This is a genomic window from Butyrivibrio sp. LB2008 (assembly GCF_000621565.1).
Taxonomy (GTDB): Bacteria; Bacillota; Clostridia; order Lachnospirales; family Lachnospiraceae; genus Butyrivibrio.
The window spans coordinates 13193-30335 of record NZ_JHXZ01000024.1; the positions used below are offsets into that span (position 1 = coordinate 13193).

The window sequence follows — 17143 nt, forward strand, 5'->3', positions numbered from 1 at the left end:
TACATTAGTATAGCATATTGAAATAAGGAATAAATAGAATGGACAACAATCAAAATCAGAGAAATAACAACCCTATGGGTGGAGGAGGACCTAACTCACCCAGGCGACAGAATATTATTTTGTTGCTCGTTGCGGCACTCGTCACAATGGTCTGCATGACATATTTTCTCAAGGCTTTTTCTCCGGAATCCAATAAAGAGATATCATATTCCGAGTTTATCAACATGGTAAGCGAGGGCAAAGTTGAGAAGATAGTTATCGAATATGACAGAATCAATATTTTCCCCAAGGAAGAAGAGGATAAGGATCAGCACGGCCTTGGCTATGCATATTGGGCAGGTGCGGATCAGGTAACTTACTTTACAGGTAAGGCTGAGGAAGATACCGACCTGACAAAGAGAATGCTTGATGCCGGAGTTCAGGTAAGCAGCAAAGTTCCCGACAATTCAGGACTTATACTCACATTTATTCTTCAGTATGTGGCACCTATCCTCATACTTTGGTTCATCCTTTCAATGATCTTCAGAAGAATGGGAAGAGGCGGCGGTCCGCTCGGAGTAGGTAAGAGCAACGCCAAAGTTTATGTACAGAAGGAAACAGGCGTAACATTTAAGGATGTTGCGGGTGAAGACGAAGCCAAGGAATCACTTGTAGAAGTTGTAGACTTCCTTCACAATCCGTCCAAATATGCCAAGATTGGAGCTAAGCTTCCCAAGGGAGCACTTCTTGTAGGACCTCCCGGAACAGGTAAGACACTTCTTGCCAAGGCTGTTGCAGGTGAGGCACATGTTCCTTTCTATTCACTTGCAGGTTCCGACTTTATCGAGCTTTATGTCGGTGTCGGTGCAAGCCGTGTGAGAGACCTTTTCAGCGAGGCGAGCAAAAATGCGCCTTGTATCATATTTATAGATGAGATCGATGCGATCGGCAGAAGCCGTGACAGTAAGTACGGCGGCGGAAACGAAGAGAGAGAGCAGACACTCAACCAGCTCCTTTCAGAGATGGATGGATTCGATTCTTCCAAGGGTGTACTTATCCTCGGAGCAACAAACAGACCTGAGATCCTTGATAAAGCTCTTTTGAGACCCGGTCGTTTCGACAGAAGAATCATCGTTGATAAGCCCGATCTTAAGGGAAGAGAAGAAATCCTCAAGGTTCATTCCAAGGACGTTAAGATGGATGAGACCGTTGATCTCAAGGAACTTGCTCTTGCGACAGGCGGAGCTGTCGGATCGGATCTTGCAAACATGATCAACGAGGCTGCCATCAATGCGGTTAAGGCCGGCAGAGAATTTGTTTGCCAGAAAGACCTTATGGAAGCCTTTGAGCAGGTTGTCGCAGGAAAAGAGAAGAAGGATTCAATCCTCAGCAAAGAAGAGCGTAAGGTTGTAAGTTACCACGAAGTCGGTCACGCTCTTGTAAGTGCGGTTCTTTCTAATACAGAGCCTGTACAGAAGATTACTATCGTTCCCAGAACAAAGGGATCACTTGGATATGTACTTCATCTTCCTGAGGATGAGAAAAATCTCAGAACGAAAGATGAGCTTATAGAACAGATTATTGTTTCACTCGGTGGACGTGCAGCGGAAGAACTTGTATTTAACACAGTAACAACAGGCGCAGGTCAGGATATTGAGGACGCTACTTCAATTGCAAGAAGTATGATCACACTCTACGGTATGAGTGACAGATTCGGACTTATGCAGCTTGAGTCGATACAGAACAGATATCTTGACGGAAACAGAGTTCTTCAGTGCAGTGACGAGACCGCTACACAGATTGATGAAGAAATTAAGGCTCTTCTTGCAGAGTGCTATGCTAAGTCTAAAGAGATCCTCAGCGAGCATCTTGATACACTCGATAAGATTGCAGAGTTCCTTATTGAGAAAGAGACTATTACAGGAAAAGAATTCATTAAGATATACAGAGAGGCTGAGGGCTTGCCTGAACCTGAAGAAGGCGATGAACCTGCAATGAGAAAGCGTATCTATGCTACAAGGCCTGAATCTGTAATGATCGGTGAAAATGTTCCTTTAAGAGAGAATAAGAAGAACGATTCTTCTGATTCTAAAGATTCTGCAAAAGAAGCTGAAGATGCCAAGGGCATAACTCTTTCAAAAGAAGCCGATGCAAAAGAGACTGAGTCGAAAGAGGCTGAAGTAAAAGAAACTCCCGCACCTGAAGATGAGCAGGAGAACAAGGACGAAAAGGCTACCGAAGAGAAGACTTCCGGCGGAAGATTTTCACATGTTCCCGATAATTTTGATACAAAATAAATGAATGTCCCCCGCTTTTACAGCCGGTGCCAATCAGATGGTATCAGCAGAGAAAGCGGGGGTTTTTGCATTAACGGATTGTCGTATTATCCCGTGTATATTATAATGTTAATGCGCTGTCAGTGTGAAATAGTCAGTGCTGTAATTACATCAGACAACATTTCGCGGTAATACAGACACAGAAAACATAAGGTAGAGCAAGAATGAATTATAAAGTTTGTATAAGTACAGATAAAGGAATAGTGAAACAGGTCAATCAGGATGCCACAATGGTCAAGGTTGCCAGCACCGCCAGTCACGGAAGGATCGTGATGGGAGTTCTGTGTGACGGAATGGGAGGATTGTCCCATGGTGAAGTTGCAAGTGCAACGGCGATTGAAGGCTTCGCAAATTGGTTTGTTACAGATCTTCCGAGAGCTCTAACAAGAGAGAATTCAACAGAGCGCCTTGATACAGTAGAGAAACCGGACATAATGACAGAAATAGAGCACCATTGGATATCTCTCGTCAGAGACATTAATTTAGACATATTGAGATACGGTGATGATAATAGATGCAGACTTGGTACCACAATAGTTGCTTTTATAGAAGTTGGTGGCGACTATCTGATCATGAATGTGGGAGACTCCAGAGTATACAGCGTGGAGAATAATCAGCTCAATCTTTTGACCCATGATCAGAGTGTGGTGCAGGATATGATAGACAAGGGACTCATGACCGAAGATGAAGCGGAGAAGAGCCCTCAGAAGAGCATACTTCTGCAGTGCGTAGGTGCGTCAGACAGAGTGGATCCGCAGTTTGTAAGGGGCAAGGTTTATCCGGGAACATCGATAATTATGTGTTCAGACGGATTTTGGAGAAAACTCTCTGTGGAAGAGATAGTAAACAAGATCGTTACGAGCAGAGCTTTATCTGAAGAGGAAATGAAGAAGGAGCTGGACAATATGGTGGATTTATTGAAGCAAAGAGGAGAGACTGATAATATTTCCGCAATACATATTGCCATAGAGTAAGGAAACATATGTTAGAAATAGGAAGCATTGTCGGCGGCAAGTATAAAGTACTGAATATAATCGGTCAGGGTGGTATGAGTACCGTTTACCTGGCTATGAATGAGCGCGCAAACAAGCAGTGGGCAATTAAAGAGGTCAGAAAAGACGCAGTTACCAATTACCGCGTCGTAAGACAGAGCCTTATTACAGAGACTGATCTGTTAAAAGAGCTCTCTCATCCGTATCTTCCGAGTATTGTCGATGTTATAGATGAGGACGGAAGATTCCTTATTGTAATGGACTACATCGAAGGAAATACATTGGAGAAAGCGCTCAGACTTCTTGGACCTCAGCCGCAGGAATACGTAATTGAATGGGGCATACAGCTCTGTGATGTACTTGGTTATCTTCATACCAGAAGACCGCCCATCATATACAGAGATCTAAAGCCCGGAAATATCATGCTTCGTCCCAACGGAACAATAACACTTATTGACTTTGGTACGGCAAGAGAATATAAGGAAGCAAATACAGGAGATACATCGTACCTCGGAACAAGGGGCTATGCAGCGCCTGAGCAGTTCGGCGGAATGGGACAGACGGACGCAAGGACGGATATATATTGCCTTGGAACGACACTTTATCACCTTGTAACGGGACATAACCCCGGAGAACCGCCTTTTGAACTGTATCCCATAAGATATTGGAATCCACAGCTTTCACCGGGACTTGAATATATTATTGCCAAATGCGTTCAGAACAATCCCGATGACAGATACAGCTCCTGTGCGGAAGTAATGTACGATCTCCAGAATTATAAGGAACTCGACAGAGGATACAAGAAGACAGCGAAGATAAGTATTGCGCTGTTCGTTGCTGTTGTTGTGCTGTTTATCACATTTCTTTCATCGGCGGTATCTTTCAAGGTAAAAGCAAATACGATCCAGAAAGAGAATTATAAGCACTTTATTACAGAGGCAGCAAGCGCACCGGATGATCTGACAGCAGTTGATATGTATACAAAGGCAATCCTGATGGAGCCTCAGAATAAGCAGGCATATTTGGATCTTTTGAATAACTACATTCTTGTAGATGAGAATCTGACAAAAGAAGAAGATTCTCAATTAAGAGCAATAATGATAACACCAACTTCCGACGGAACGGTTGAAGAGAGCCTTGCAAAGAACAAAGAAGCATATGCAGAGATCGCATATAGGATTGGAGTTGCTTACTTTTACTGCTATGAAGGCGAGGGAAATAAACCCATGTCATCAAAGTGGTTTACTATTGCGGCAGAAAGCGGGAAACTTCCTGAGGGTCAGCAACAAAGAGCAGAGAGACTCGGAAAGATTGCCGGTTATTATGCAACTATGGATAATATAGGCAAAGACGGAAGCTCCATAATAAGTGCCCGGGAATTCTGGGATGACCTTGTTGCGGTTGCATACGGAGATATTGCGGCGGTTGATAATGAAACAACGGCGCTTATAATCTACAAAGAGGTTGCTGTTCAGATATATAACAGAGCGGGTAAGTTCCTGAAAGCCGGTGTAACCTATGATGAAATAAATAATGAAATAAATTATATATTAAAGAACATAGATCAAATTGTTAATAACTATGAGCTTACAGACAGGACCAGAGACCTTGTTAACGCGAATCAGAGACAATTTGCCCAAGCTAAGACAGCGCTTGATACCGCTGCCGGAAAATAAAAGACGGTACAAAAAATGAACGATATAGAATTATATAATTTAATGGCTATCATATCCGCGGCAGTTGCGTTTATAATGCTCGTGCTCGCAATTGTCATGTGGATAAAGCTTGATATTAGGCATTATATTGCGGTGCTTACGGGAACCGAAGCCAGAAAGAGAATAGAGAATATCAGGAAATCATCCGAAGCAGGTAGTGTCCATGCCGATGTATACAGCAGGAACAACAAGGCCAAGCTTTCATGGAATACAACCGAAGGTCTTGCCAGAGTTGCGCAGATGGAGATTTCCGATGAAGACGGAACCGTTGTACTTGCGCCGACAGGTACAATACAGCGGGAAGGCACTACTGTGCTTGAGAGTAGTCAGGACTACGCAACAACAGTATTAAATGCAATAAAAGACTCAGAATTTGTTGTTGAAAGAGAAATAGTTAACAGAGGCGATGAGCGATTTTGACGTCAAAGAAGAACTAAAGAAACTGCCGGGGAAACCCGGCGTTTATATAATGCGTGATTCCAACGATACCATAATGTATGTGGGAAAGGCGGTGAACTTGCACAACCGTGTCAGGTCTTATTTTCGTGCAAACATCGGAAGAGGCCCGCAGATAGACAGAATGGTTGAGCAGATAGCACGCTTTGAGTATATAGTTACAGATTCCGAACTGGAAGCTCTTGTTCTTGAGAACAATCTTATCAAAGAGCACTGTCCCAGATACAATACCCTTTTAAAAGATGACAAAACTTATCCTTATATAAAAGTAACGGTCTTTGAAGATTATCCGAGAGTTCTTTTTTCAAGACTTATGAAAAAAGACAAGTCGAGATATTTCGGACCGTTTACAAGTGCGGCAGCAGTAAAGGATACCATAGATCTGATAAATAAGCTCTACGGGCTCAGAACCTGTAACCGCGTCCTTCCAAGGGATATAGGACTTGAAAGACCTTGCCTTAATTATCATATGAAGCAGTGCAGCGGCCCCTGTACCGGAAATATCACCAAGGAAGAGTACAGAGAGCGGGTTGATAAGGCGCTTGAGTTCCTAAACGGCAATTACGGGCTCATAATAAAAGAACTGGAGCAAAAGATGAATGATGCTTCAGAAGAGCTGGATTTTGAATCTGCGGCGAAATACAGAGACCTTCTTGCAAGTGTTCGGGTAGTAGCGCAGAAACAGAAAATGACAGACTCGTCAATGGAAGATAAGGATATAGTAGCCATTGCTTCCGATGAAAACGATGCGGTGGTACAGGTCTTTTTCGTAAGAGACGGAAGACTAATAGGAAGAGAACATTTCTATATGACTCACGTGTCGGAAAATCCCGAAAGTGAGATACTCCTTAATTTCGTAAAGCAGTTCTATGCCGGAACTCCTTTTATTCCACGGGAACTGGTGCTTCCCGAGGCTATCGAGGACATGGAGATAATACAGCAGTGGCTCAGTGAGAGGAAAGGCAGCAGAGTATACATTACCGTTCCGGAGAGAGGACAGAAAGAAAAGCTCATGGAGCTTGCTGCCCAGAACGCACATCTCATCTTATCCAAGGATAAAGAGAGGATAAAGCGCGAAGAAGGCAGGACTATAGGTGCGGTAAAAGAGATAGAAAAACTTCTCGGACTTAAGAATTTAAGCCGAATGGAAGCTTATGATATTTCCAATATCAGCGGCTTTGCAAATGTAGGTTCCATGGTGGTATACGAAAAGGGCAAGCCCAAGAAAAGTGACTACAGGAAATTCCGCATACAGTCCGTATCGGGGCCTGATGACTACGCCTGCATGCATGAAGTGCTGACAAGAAGGCTTCTTCACGGAATTGAGGAAAAGAAGGATCTCGAAGTCAGAGAGATTGACGCCAGATACGGCAGTTTTACCAAGTTCCCGGACCTTATACTCATGGACGGAGGACGTGGTCAGGTCAATATATGCCTGAAAGTTCTGGACGAACTTGGAATTAACATTCCTGTTTGCGGAATGGTAAAGGACGATAATCACAGAACCAGAGGACTCTATTTTAACAACGTTGAGCTTCCCATCGACACAAGATCGGAAGGCTTCAAACTGATAACCAGAATACAGGATGAGGCTCACAGATTTGCGATAGAATATCATCGTTCACTCCGCAGTAAAGCACAGGTTAAAAGTTCGCTAGATGACATTCCCGGAGTAGGACCGTCGAGAAGAAGAGCGCTGATGAAGCACTTTAAGTCGATTGAAGACATAAGAAACGCGTCAGTCGAGGAACTGTCGGAAGTTCCTGGCATTCCGGCTAATGTAGCAGCTCAAATTAAGGAGTTTTTAAGCAAAACAAAACAAGACAGTTAATTAAATTATCTTAAAGAATCCGAGCTTAAAAAGTGGCTAAAAACGCCACTTTTTTTAATTGAAAAAATTAATGCTTTTTTTGATATTTTTAGCGAAAAATCTATTGCCATTATCAAAAAAAAGATGTAATATTAGCGAAGCTGAATTAACATTCAATAACAAATCATTAACAGCTAGTATAACGTTTTTAACACATGTGCTTACGGATGGGCGTATGGAAGTTAGAATGGCTTGGAGGAAGGTATGAAGAAGGTCAAATTAAGGTCTATGGCGAAAAGATTGCTTCCGGTAATGATGGTACCGGTTCTTCTTATGGGAAATTATGCCACAATCACTGCTTCTGCTGAGGAGGTTGCTGCTGAGGAAAGTACGGCAGCAGAGAAGACAACAGAGGAGAAGACAGAAGAGAAAAAGACGGAAGAGAAGGCTTCAGAGCAGAAGACTGAGCAAAAGGCAGAGGAGAAGGTAACAGAAGAGAAGCCTGCCGAAGATAAAAAGAATAAAGATGAAAAGTCTTCATCAGATGAGAAAAAAGCCGCAGAAACCGGTGAAAACAAGTCTGAGACTGAAGAGAAGAAAGACGAAAAGAAAGACGAAAAGAAAGAAGAAAGCGATAAGAAAGAGGAAAGCTCTAAGTCTGACGAGAGCGCACCTGATGTGGTAGAGCCTGTTAAGAATGTAGATGACGTTCTTGAGAACAAGAAGGAAGCTACACCTGAGGAAACCGAGAAGGATAAGAAGGAAACTACCGATTCTACAGCTGTTAAGAAAAAAGATAGACAAGTAACAATCAAGTTTGATATAAAGAACGATTATAACAGCAGATTGAAGATTTCTGCTGAAGATAAGAGTGATATAGGAAAAAATTACTATTTTAGCGCCGGAAAAGAAGATTCTGCAGAGATAGTTTTCAATTATGAGATTGCAGATTTCTATGAGCTTTATGATATTTCAGGCGGCGACTTTACTATTGATACAGAGAAAAATACCATCACATGCAAATTTGAGAATTTGAAAGACGGTGAGAACAGGTTCACACTCTCTGCAAAAGTTGGCGTAACAGATAAAAGTTCACCCGAGATCTCAGAGCCGGGAACAACAGGACCTGTTGAGTATACAGGAAGTAACGGAGAAGCTGTTGTGGCTTCATCTGACAACTCAAAGCTCGCATTTTCTGTAAAGGTAACCGACGAGGGTTCGGGAGTTAAAGAAGTATACGCGGTTGATTCAACCGGAGCAAGACGTGAGATGTCAAGTGCAGGAGAAGGTGTCTACACATGGAAGCCTGACAATCACGGCAATTACAAGATTACAAAAGTAATCGCAAAAGATCACATGAACAACAAGGCAGAAACAGAAGTCGGCAATCAGCCTGTTATGTGCTACTATTCTGCAGATGAAGAGACAGGTATCAGAATCAGCACAAAGACTGACGACTGGTATTCACTTGCTGCACACAACGAGTCTGTTTACACAATGGATATAAGCGGAATAACAACTCGTGAGGTACAGGAGATCACAATTTCAGGTGTATCATCAAAGGTCGATCTTCGTAAGTCAACTCAGGGTGGCAGATATTCATTCAGAGCAACCGTTGTTCTTCCTGTAACAGAAGGCGAGACAGAATATGAAGTTAACTGCCTCTTTTACGGAGATACAGAAGCTAAGCCTGTCGGAAAGAAGACAGTAAAAATCGATAATACAGCACCTTCAGCAGAGATCAAGGTTGACGGTGACGAAGAGAAATTGAGTCCTTTGGACAGATTCATCCGCATGTATGACAGATTCGGATGGTTTGCTTCAAACAAAGACATCAATGTACTTATCAAGGTTCCCAAGAACTGTGACGGAGAATCAAAAGATAAGAAAACCAGCGGATTCTACAGCATTTCTTATACCGTAAACGGAAAGAGAAAAGACAGAACAATCAATGAAGCAAGCAACAAGAGCAATGACGAGTACTACGTATTTGAGGAAAAAGTACGTGATACCAGAGGCTCTGTTGAGAGTAAATACAATGTACAGGTAATCAGCATCAGTGACGCTGCCGGAAACGTAGCAGATCATGTTGAAGGCGGACAGGGATCATTCGTTATTGATAAAGCAGCTCCCACAATCGTTTATGATGTCGAAGGAATGGTAACACAGGACGAAGACAGAATGTACTTTGGCGGAGACGCTCACGGAACAGTAACAGTTGAAGATATCGATCTTGATATCGATTCGATCAAGTTCACTGAAGGTGAAGAAAAGAACTTTAAATATGCCGTTCCCACATACAATGAGAAGAAGGGCGACGGAAAGCATAAGGCAGTATACGATTTCAAGCTTGAAGGCGACGGTTCATACAAGATCGAGACATATGCAAAGGATACACTCGGTCAGGAAGATACAGCTCTCAGTACAGAGATGGTTGTTGATACAACAGCTCCCAAGATTGAGATCTCTTACAGCAAAGAGGCTCCTTCAACAGAAGGAAATACATATTACGCATCAAACGTTCAGGTTAATGTAAAAGTAAATGATAAATGGCTTGATAAGAGCAAGTCTTTTGTATACATCAAAAAACTCGATACAGCAGGAACAGAAGTAGGTGTGGCACCGCTTAATGACTGGAGCGGAAATCTCGGTGATGATGAGCATGATATCACATTTACAACAGACGGCGACGGAATGTATCAGATCACAGTTGAAGCTTACGATATGTCTGACAACCACGAGAAGGCAGAAGGAAGTAAGTTTGGTATAGATACAACAGCTCCTGTGGTAACACTTGAGTTTGACGAGAACGAACCTAAGAACGAGAAGTATTACAACAAGACAAGAACAGCAACACTCACAGTTACAGATTTCTCTTTCTACGAAGAAGGAGCAAAGCTCGTAGTTAATGAGGAAGTTGGCGGTGCAGGAGTAGATGCCTGGACAAATACAGGTGTAAACACATATACACGTACCATCAAGTTTGCTGAAGACGGAATGTACAGCATCAAGTTTAACTGTCAGGACAGAGCAAAGAATGAATCAAAAGAAGTTACGGAAGCAGAATTCGTAATCGACCGCACTGCACCTGATATAAACGTTACATACAATAAGATAGTAGTAGGAAACGAGAAGTTCTACAAGGACACAAGAGTTGCAAATATTGCTATCAAAGAGATGTCTTTTGCTGACAAGCTCGTGGAAGTAGTTCCTCAGAACATTCCCGATGTGGCAGCAGTACCGGGACATACAGGATTTACATCAAGCAATTTCAACAACGTTTCACAGATTTCATTCAGTGAAGACGGAACATACGGATACATCATCAAGTGCTCTGACCTTGCAGGAAATACAGCAACAGAGTTCACATCAGATGTATTTATCATCGACAAGACAGCACCTGAAGTAACATTCTCAGGAGTTGAGAACTACTCAGCTAATAACGGAGTAGTAGCACCTTCCGTAGTATACGGAGACAAGTACATTGACATTGAAGCTTCCAAAGTAGCTCTTAAGGGAGCAAACAATGGCGGCGTAAACGTAGATTGCAGCATTAAGCCTATTGAGAACGGCTTCTCAGTTTCATACAGCGACTTCTCACACGACAAGAAGATGGACGATCTGTATGTGCTTGAAGCAACTGTTCGCGATAAGGCAGGAAATGAGACCAAGGACAAGCTCGTATTCTCAGTTAACCGTCACGGATCAATTTTCGTTATCGGTGACGTAGCTAAGCAGTTCAACGAGAAGTACTACATCAACGAGCCCAAGGACATCACTATCACAGAGATCAACATTGACGAACTCACACAGAAGAGCGTATCGATCAGCCGTGACGGAGATATCAAGGACCTTAAGAAGGGCAAAGACTTCTCTATTAAGCAGCAGGGAGACGAGACATCTTGGAAGACATATACATACAAGATTTCCAAGAATAACTTCGATTCCGACGGAATTTATGCAATAACAGTTTATTCAAAAGATAAAGCTACAAACGTTCAGGATAATAAGTCAAGAGACGCAGAAGTATCATTTGCGATCGATATGACAGCACCCGGAATCGTTACAGCCGGAATTGAGAAAGATAAAGAGTACAACCAGGCTTCACTCGACTTCAACTTGAACGTAACCGACAACATGGGTGTTACAAAGGTAACAGTATGCAACAACGGAGAAGAAATTGACTCCTGCACAGGCGAAGAGCTTGAGAGCAGCGGCGGAGTAAGAAAGATCACTCTCAAAGAGTCAAAGAAGAGACAGGAGATCACGGTAATCGCAGAAGACTTTGCCGGAAACCAGGAAACTCTGGCACTTGGCGGAATCCTTGTATCAACAAAGGGAGAAGAGGTAGATCCTGTTAAGGATAAGATCCTTCCTGAACCCACTCCCGAGCCCGGTCCCGCACCAGGCCCTGTCAACAAGTCACTCTTCATGTTTGCACTTGCAGCCGTAGCAACATTGTCAGTAGGCGGCGGAGCGATCTGGTTGATCAAGGCGAAGAAGTAATAAAATTAGTTTAAATGTCAGTAATTGCAGAAGTGGCGGGCATAAGCACGAATCACTTGACTTCAATGTTCACGTAACAGATAATATTGGTGTCGAAAATCTTACAAAATGTTAAGACGAAAAAGTGATAATACTAAAAAATAACATAAAAAGAGGTATCAGATGAGTACAGCTGCAAAACGTATTTTGACATTGTTTTTGGTAATGGGAATAACGGTTACACCGCTTAAAGTAAAAGCAAGTGAGGAAGCTCCTTCAGATAATTCGGGTTTAGGATTTTCCGTTTCAGAAAATATTACGGAAGATAGTGCAACAGAATTAGATTCTGAGAATATAGAAGAGGCAGAATCTGAAAAGGAATCCGAAGAAGAGGAAACAAAGAAGTTATCAACCGTTCAGGAAGCGCGAAATGGCGTTTTGCAGGTGAATTGCATCTATGAAGACGATCTGGGAAAGTCATCAATCATTCTTGGTGGAACAGGTTTTCTTATAGGTGATCCTGAGGATACTGAGTATGTTATTACCAACAATCATATAGTTAATCCTGACAAGAAGTTCAGAGATAAAGCGTTTAAAGCTTTGGGAGTTCCCAAGGAAAAAGATGAAGATTGGGACAAGATAAATCTTAAGGTACAAGTTGTTGTTGAGAACGATGTTGTACTTGAAGCATCTGTAGTTAAGGCGAGTGTAGCTTTGGATGTGGTTGTTCTTAAACTTGAGCAACCAATATATACAAGGACTCCATTGACTATTCTGGCAGCAGAAAATAAGTCGGCTGAAAGGCCCTATAAGGTTGCTGAAAAGATATTTACACTTGGTTACCCTACAGGAATTTCATACGAACTACCTGTATACTATTCAAATGACAAAGTGTCTATGACATCAGGAGCAATTGCGAACTTGACGACTTTGGATAACACAATGGTTATTCAGCATGACGCTAAGGTTGATTCAAGCAATTGCGGCGGACCGCTTATAAATGAAGATGGCTTGGTTATCGGCATGAATGAACTTATCGATGACGGAAGCAATTATTATACTCTTGATGCAGCAGAGATAACAGCAATTCTTGATGGACTTGGAATAGCTTACAACAAGATGAATGCTGCTGAATATGATGAACTCAAGAATGGTGTGCCTGCTACAACAGAAAGTAGTACAGAGGCAAGTACTACCGGTGGAAGTGTTGAAAAGCCGGTTGATACGGTTGATACTAAGAAAATCTTTATTATTGTAGTAATTGCAGGAGTATCAGTCGTAGTGCTTGCCGCTATCGCATTAACAATCATTCTGGTTAGTAAGAAGGTAAAAACAAATAAAGAAAAAGCTAGACAAGCCGAGGCAGAACAGAATAGAAACAGATTTGAAACTCAAAATAAAGCAAATTCAGGACAGTTCAATACAACGGTAACTAAGGTTCAAAGCAATGATGGAGCTTTTGCAAAAGGGGTAGAGACTACATTATTGAACACACCTGTTCCTGATGCAGGAACGACTGTATTATCAGCTTCGACAAGGCCTGATTTCCTCGGAACATTAATCCGTAGGAAAAATGGTGAAAACATAATTATAAATAAGAACAATTTTTCAATCGGAAAAGACAGCTTAAATATTGATTTCAGAATTTCAGACAACAGCGCTATCAGTAGACGGCATGCAAGTATAAAGATTGAAAATGGTCAGGTTGTACTGGAAGATAATTTCTCTACAAATGGAACATTTGTAAACGGAAACAAGATCCAAGGAGGCCAGACCAAGCAGATTAAGAGTGGGGACGTTATTAAGCTTGCAAACGAGGAATTCGATTACCGAGCTTAAATATAAGTAAAAGGAAATTTGTTTTATGGGAAAGAGTAACAATTCATCGGGGGATAATATAGGCAAGTACAGAAGCTATTGCCAGAAAAGTAAATGAATATAGAAACCAATCTCGAATAAATGCATATCTTAATCCAGATGGTAGTATTAAAGATATCACAGGATATAACAATGCGGTGGAACGTGCAAAATTAAAATCATACAAAAATTTAATAAAAGCAGGAAAAACACCAGAAGAAATTATTCAAACAGCAACAAAAGGATGCCCAGGAATGGATGCATGTACAGGCTTGTATGATGAATATTATGATACATACTAAGGAGAGAAGAGCGTATGTTATGGGATAAAATCGAAAAAAAAAGATGATTATGTTTTATATGTAACAAAAGTTATTGACTTGAAAATACGAGTTTATGAAATGGAGGATAAAAATAAAGTATACATAAATTATAAAGGTTATAATGTTGCAACGGCGATGCTCATATGGGAGTTTGGAACAGATTTGAATTTAGCATCTTTATATGACGTTGAGCTTAATTACGGAAATGAAGGTGAAAGAGATGCATATTTTGATGTAAGTAAGAATAATACAGATAAATTATTGGAAGAAATATATTTCTTTTTAGCGGATAATAATATGGATTCTGTATGTAATGATAGGCGTCGCGTGAATTGGGGAGAATAGCCGTTATAAAAAGCTGAATTGATAATAATGGACTGGTTTTTACCGTATTTGTAGAAACAACTGGAGACTCTGCATATAGTAGCTATAGATGCTGCACAGACGGTTTATTAAGTGAAAAGGTTTGGAGATTCATTTTGAGATATGGAAAAAACAGCAACTACTGCTGTAAGTGTAGTTGCAAATGCAGGAAGTTGGAAATATAAAAACGACAGATTTTGAACCTCTCAATGGGAAATTTAATTTGTAACACATGTCAGATTGTCCGACGGCACATTGTTGGAGGTGAAATTCGCAGATTATTGTAGCCGTATTTCATGAGGTGCTTTGCGCTTCACGGAATACGGCTATATATCTAAAATTTTGTATATGCAAATCTGGTATATCTTATTGGCATGGAGGCACCAGCATAAGTGTCTGACGACGCATTGAAGTCGGTAAATTAGTGATAACGACGTTTGTTACAAAAGGATTAAAAATAATACATAAAAACAGAAAAAAGTTATTGCGAAATGGTGACAGATGCAGTAAAATTTCACTTGTTAAGAATACTTAACATTAAAATGGAATTGTTAAATTGTAATGTAAAAAACGTGCAAAAAGGATACTTGCGATGAACATATCAAACTACCAAACACATATCTCATTCAAGCTTGATACTGATGAGAAGATGTCAAGTTTTGGAATGAAGATGATAAAGCAATTAAATAACCGAAGCATAATTGATATTGCTCTTATCAAACAAAATGGAAGCAATAGACTGATATGCAGGACGGAAGGTCTTGAGAATATTGATGCCATAGATAGACTTCTGACTGCTGAGAGCAGAAAAGATCTCATTATACGATTGGCTCAGCTTATAAATATGTTTGAGGATAATGCCTTCCTTAACAAAGAGTTTATTGTACTCGATCCGGATAAAGTGTTTATTAATCCGGAGGATGGTAATGCCAGATTTATAGTTCTTCCGGTAGTATCCAATGCCACAGGGGCGCTTGGAAGAGAGTGGCTTGAGAAATTATATGAATATCTTAAGACTATAGTTTACAATTTCGAGGCGGGAATGGATTCTTCGATAGATAGCTTAAGGGGGATTCTTATCGCTATGGATGAAGACAGAACAGATAGCGGAGAACTTGCAATCAATGGGCTTCTCAATTTAAATCGATACATTGTTGAAAATTTCGCGAGTAGTGCCGCTGATATGCCAAAGACGGTAACAGCAAGGGATAAAAAGATTACTGTCGATCTTAAATATCATGGCAAATACGGAAACTTTTCTTTATATATCATGAAGAGAGAATTTTTGATAGGAAAAGCGGATAGCTGTGATGGAAGAATACCTTTTAACAATGCAATAAGCAGACAACATGGAATGGTATATATAGAAAACGGTGAGTGCTTTTACGAGGATCTTGGAAGCAGTAATTATTCAAGGGTAAATGGAAAAGTGCTTGAACCAAATAAAAAAGTAAAGTTAAACGATAAAGATAGTTTAATGCTTGCGGATATGGAATTCAAAGTAGAAATACTGGAAAGTGTCGGATAAAACTGATGAAAGAAAAAAAGATTCTTTTGATAAGTTTTGACAAAGAATATGTTGATAATATCCTTTCGGAATTGCCGTTTGTGTTAAATGACAGTTCTGAGCTGATAGTGATTTCGAATGAAGAATACTATGTAGAATACTGTAAGCAAAGTCATCCCAAGGTTGACGTGCTTATAGTTGATGAGAATATCAGCCGTGAGTCTTTATTCTCACAGCCGGCGGATACAACATATTATCTTGTTGAAAACACTGAAGAAAAAAATACTATAAGTAAATATGACGCAGCAGACGGCATTGTGAATAAGCTCGGAGAAGATTACGCAATAACAATGCAGGATGATGCAGGGAAGACCAAGGTTATAGATGTTTGTGCTGCAAGCGGAGGCTGTGGAAAGACAAAAGCCGCAATTGGAATTGCAGCCAGATTATCTCAGATGGGATATGACGTTTTATATGTAGATGCAGAGGAAGTTCAGAATTTTTATGAATTTTTCCCGGACAGTCTTAAATCAGATTGGGCAGAGTCAGCCTTGGCAATTGCGTTTATGAATGGCGGTGCCCCGGATGTACTGATTAAAGGGATCAGGAAATTAGCGTTGGATTATGTTCCTGCATTTAAAGAACCGCTGTATGCCTACAATATATCTCTGCAAGCTTATTATGACATGATCAACGAGATAGCAGGCAGAGAGATATATGACTACATTGTAGTTGAACATGTCGCCGGGCTTACGAAAGAACTTGCTAAATATCTTTCGGACAGCAAGATGATAGCAATGTGCACTAATGATATTGCCGGTGAACCGAAAAGAGTGCGCAAATTTATCGGAAACATTGCAGGATTTGTCGGACAATGTGTTGTGATCTGTAACTCTGATGAAGCAGGTGCAGATGCTGATATAAATATCAAATCGGATGAATATCGGTACCCGGTATGCGAGATGGTGGCTTTCGATAGAAAAACAGTTCTTGATGCTGCGAAGTTGATTGACGGAAATAGATATTTGGCAACGGTAATAGCTGTTAAATAAAAGGTGCTAAACATGAGTGATAACATAATTGTTTTATTCAGAAACAGCAAAAATAAAAAAGAAATCGATCTTGAGGTTCCCGGGAACCTCACGGCCAATGAACTTATATATGGGCTAAATGAGAGCTTTAAACTTGGGATTAATATGGATAAACCCACACAGTGTTATCTTAGGTCGGATTACCCCAAAGCACTTATAAGAGGTGAGAAGACTTTGGAAGAACTTGGAATAAGAGATGGCACAATAATATATTACGATGAGCGATAAA

The 17143-nt window shown here is 40.9% G+C and carries 12 protein-coding genes; all 12 read left to right on the top strand.

What is annotated here, in order from left to right; translation table 11 throughout:
* Positions 1-38 precede the first annotated feature (38 nt).
* The 12 genes from ftsH to T356_RS0109110 all read left to right on the top strand — a co-directional run bounded on the left by ftsH (position 39) and on the right by T356_RS0109110 (position 17142).
* Positions 39-2276, top strand: a complete 2238-nt coding sequence (gene ftsH, locus T356_RS0109060; RefSeq protein WP_026514214.1) for an ATP-dependent zinc metalloprotease FtsH — start codon at positions 39-41, stop codon at positions 2274-2276.
* Between the two features lie 203 nt (positions 2277-2479).
* Positions 2480-3289, top strand: a complete 810-nt coding sequence (locus T356_RS0109065; RefSeq protein WP_026514215.1) for a PP2C family protein-serine/threonine phosphatase — start codon at positions 2480-2482, stop codon at positions 3287-3289.
* Positions 3290-3297: 8 nt separating this feature from the next.
* A complete protein-coding gene (locus T356_RS18965; protein ID WP_081777802.1) occupies positions 3298-4983 on the top strand; it encodes a serine/threonine protein kinase in 1686 nt (561 codons plus the stop codon).
* A gap of 15 nt (positions 4984-4998) precedes the next feature.
* Positions 4999-5442 carry a hypothetical protein gene (locus T356_RS0109075; protein WP_026514216.1) on the top strand — a complete coding sequence of 148 codons (444 nt, stop codon included), beginning with the start codon at positions 4999-5001 and terminating at the stop codon, positions 5440-5442.
* Positions 5429-7309 carry an excinuclease ABC subunit UvrC gene (gene uvrC, locus T356_RS0109080; RefSeq protein ID WP_026514217.1) on the top strand — a complete coding sequence of 627 codons (1881 nt, stop codon included), beginning with the start codon at positions 5429-5431 and terminating at the stop codon, positions 7307-7309. The genes T356_RS0109075 and uvrC overlap by 14 nt, the downstream gene beginning before the upstream one ends.
* A gap of 243 nt (positions 7310-7552) precedes the next feature.
* Entirely contained in the window at positions 7553-11794 is a 4242-nt protein-coding gene (locus T356_RS0109085) for an Ig-like domain-containing protein (protein ID WP_026514218.1), read from the top strand.
* Between the two features lie 162 nt (positions 11795-11956).
* Entirely contained in the window at positions 11957-13612 is a 1656-nt protein-coding gene (locus tag T356_RS20355) for a trypsin-like peptidase domain-containing protein (protein ID WP_026514219.1), read from the top strand.
* Between the two features lie 176 nt (positions 13613-13788).
* Positions 13789-13932 carry a hypothetical protein gene (locus T356_RS21100; RefSeq protein WP_155839010.1) on the top strand — a complete coding sequence of 48 codons (144 nt, stop codon included), beginning with the start codon at positions 13789-13791 and terminating at the stop codon, positions 13930-13932.
* A gap of 99 nt (positions 13933-14031) precedes the next feature.
* On the top strand, positions 14032-14298 hold the full coding sequence (locus T356_RS0109095; RefSeq protein ID WP_026514220.1) for a hypothetical protein: 267 nt from the start codon (positions 14032-14034) through the stop codon (positions 14296-14298).
* A gap of 610 nt (positions 14299-14908) precedes the next feature.
* Complete coding sequence (locus T356_RS0109100) at positions 14909-15844, top strand: FHA domain-containing protein (protein ID WP_026514221.1); 936 nt, start codon at positions 14909-14911, stop codon at positions 15842-15844.
* A 5-nt stretch (positions 15845-15849) separates the two neighbouring features.
* A complete protein-coding gene (locus tag T356_RS0109105; RefSeq protein ID WP_026514222.1) occupies positions 15850-16875 on the top strand; it encodes a hypothetical protein in 1026 nt (341 codons plus the stop codon).
* 12 nt (positions 16876-16887) lie between these two features.
* A complete protein-coding gene (locus T356_RS0109110) occupies positions 16888-17142 on the top strand; it encodes an EsaB/YukD family protein (RefSeq protein WP_035780855.1) in 255 nt (84 codons plus the stop codon).
* Position 17143: the final 1 nt, after the last annotated feature.

Excerpts from the sequence above, each read along its gene's own strand:
- ftsH (WP_026514214.1), top strand. The coding sequence starts at position 39 with ATGGACAACAATCAAAATCAGAGAAATAACAACCCTATGGGTGGAGGA.
- T356_RS0109065 (WP_026514215.1), top strand. The coding sequence starts at position 2,480 with ATGAATTATAAAGTTTGTATAAGTACAGATAAAGGAATAGTGAAACAG.
- T356_RS18965 (WP_081777802.1), top strand. The coding sequence starts at position 3,298 with ATGTTAGAAATAGGAAGCATTGTCGGCGGCAAGTATAAAGTACTGAAT.
- T356_RS0109075 (WP_026514216.1), top strand. The coding sequence starts at position 4,999 with ATGAACGATATAGAATTATATAATTTAATGGCTATCATATCCGCGGCA.
- uvrC (WP_026514217.1), top strand. The coding sequence starts at position 5,429 with ATGAGCGATTTTGACGTCAAAGAAGAACTAAAGAAACTGCCGGGGAAA.
- T356_RS0109085 (WP_026514218.1), top strand. The coding sequence starts at position 7,553 with ATGAAGAAGGTCAAATTAAGGTCTATGGCGAAAAGATTGCTTCCGGTA.
- T356_RS20355 (WP_026514219.1), top strand. The coding sequence starts at position 11,957 with ATGAGTACAGCTGCAAAACGTATTTTGACATTGTTTTTGGTAATGGGA.
- T356_RS0109095 (WP_026514220.1), top strand. The coding sequence starts at position 14,032 with ATGGAGGATAAAAATAAAGTATACATAAATTATAAAGGTTATAATGTT.
- T356_RS0109100 (WP_026514221.1), top strand. The coding sequence starts at position 14,909 with ATGAACATATCAAACTACCAAACACATATCTCATTCAAGCTTGATACT.
- T356_RS0109105 (WP_026514222.1), top strand. The coding sequence starts at position 15,850 with ATGAAAGAAAAAAAGATTCTTTTGATAAGTTTTGACAAAGAATATGTT.
- T356_RS0109110 (WP_035780855.1), top strand. The coding sequence starts at position 16,888 with ATGAGTGATAACATAATTGTTTTATTCAGAAACAGCAAAAATAAAAAA.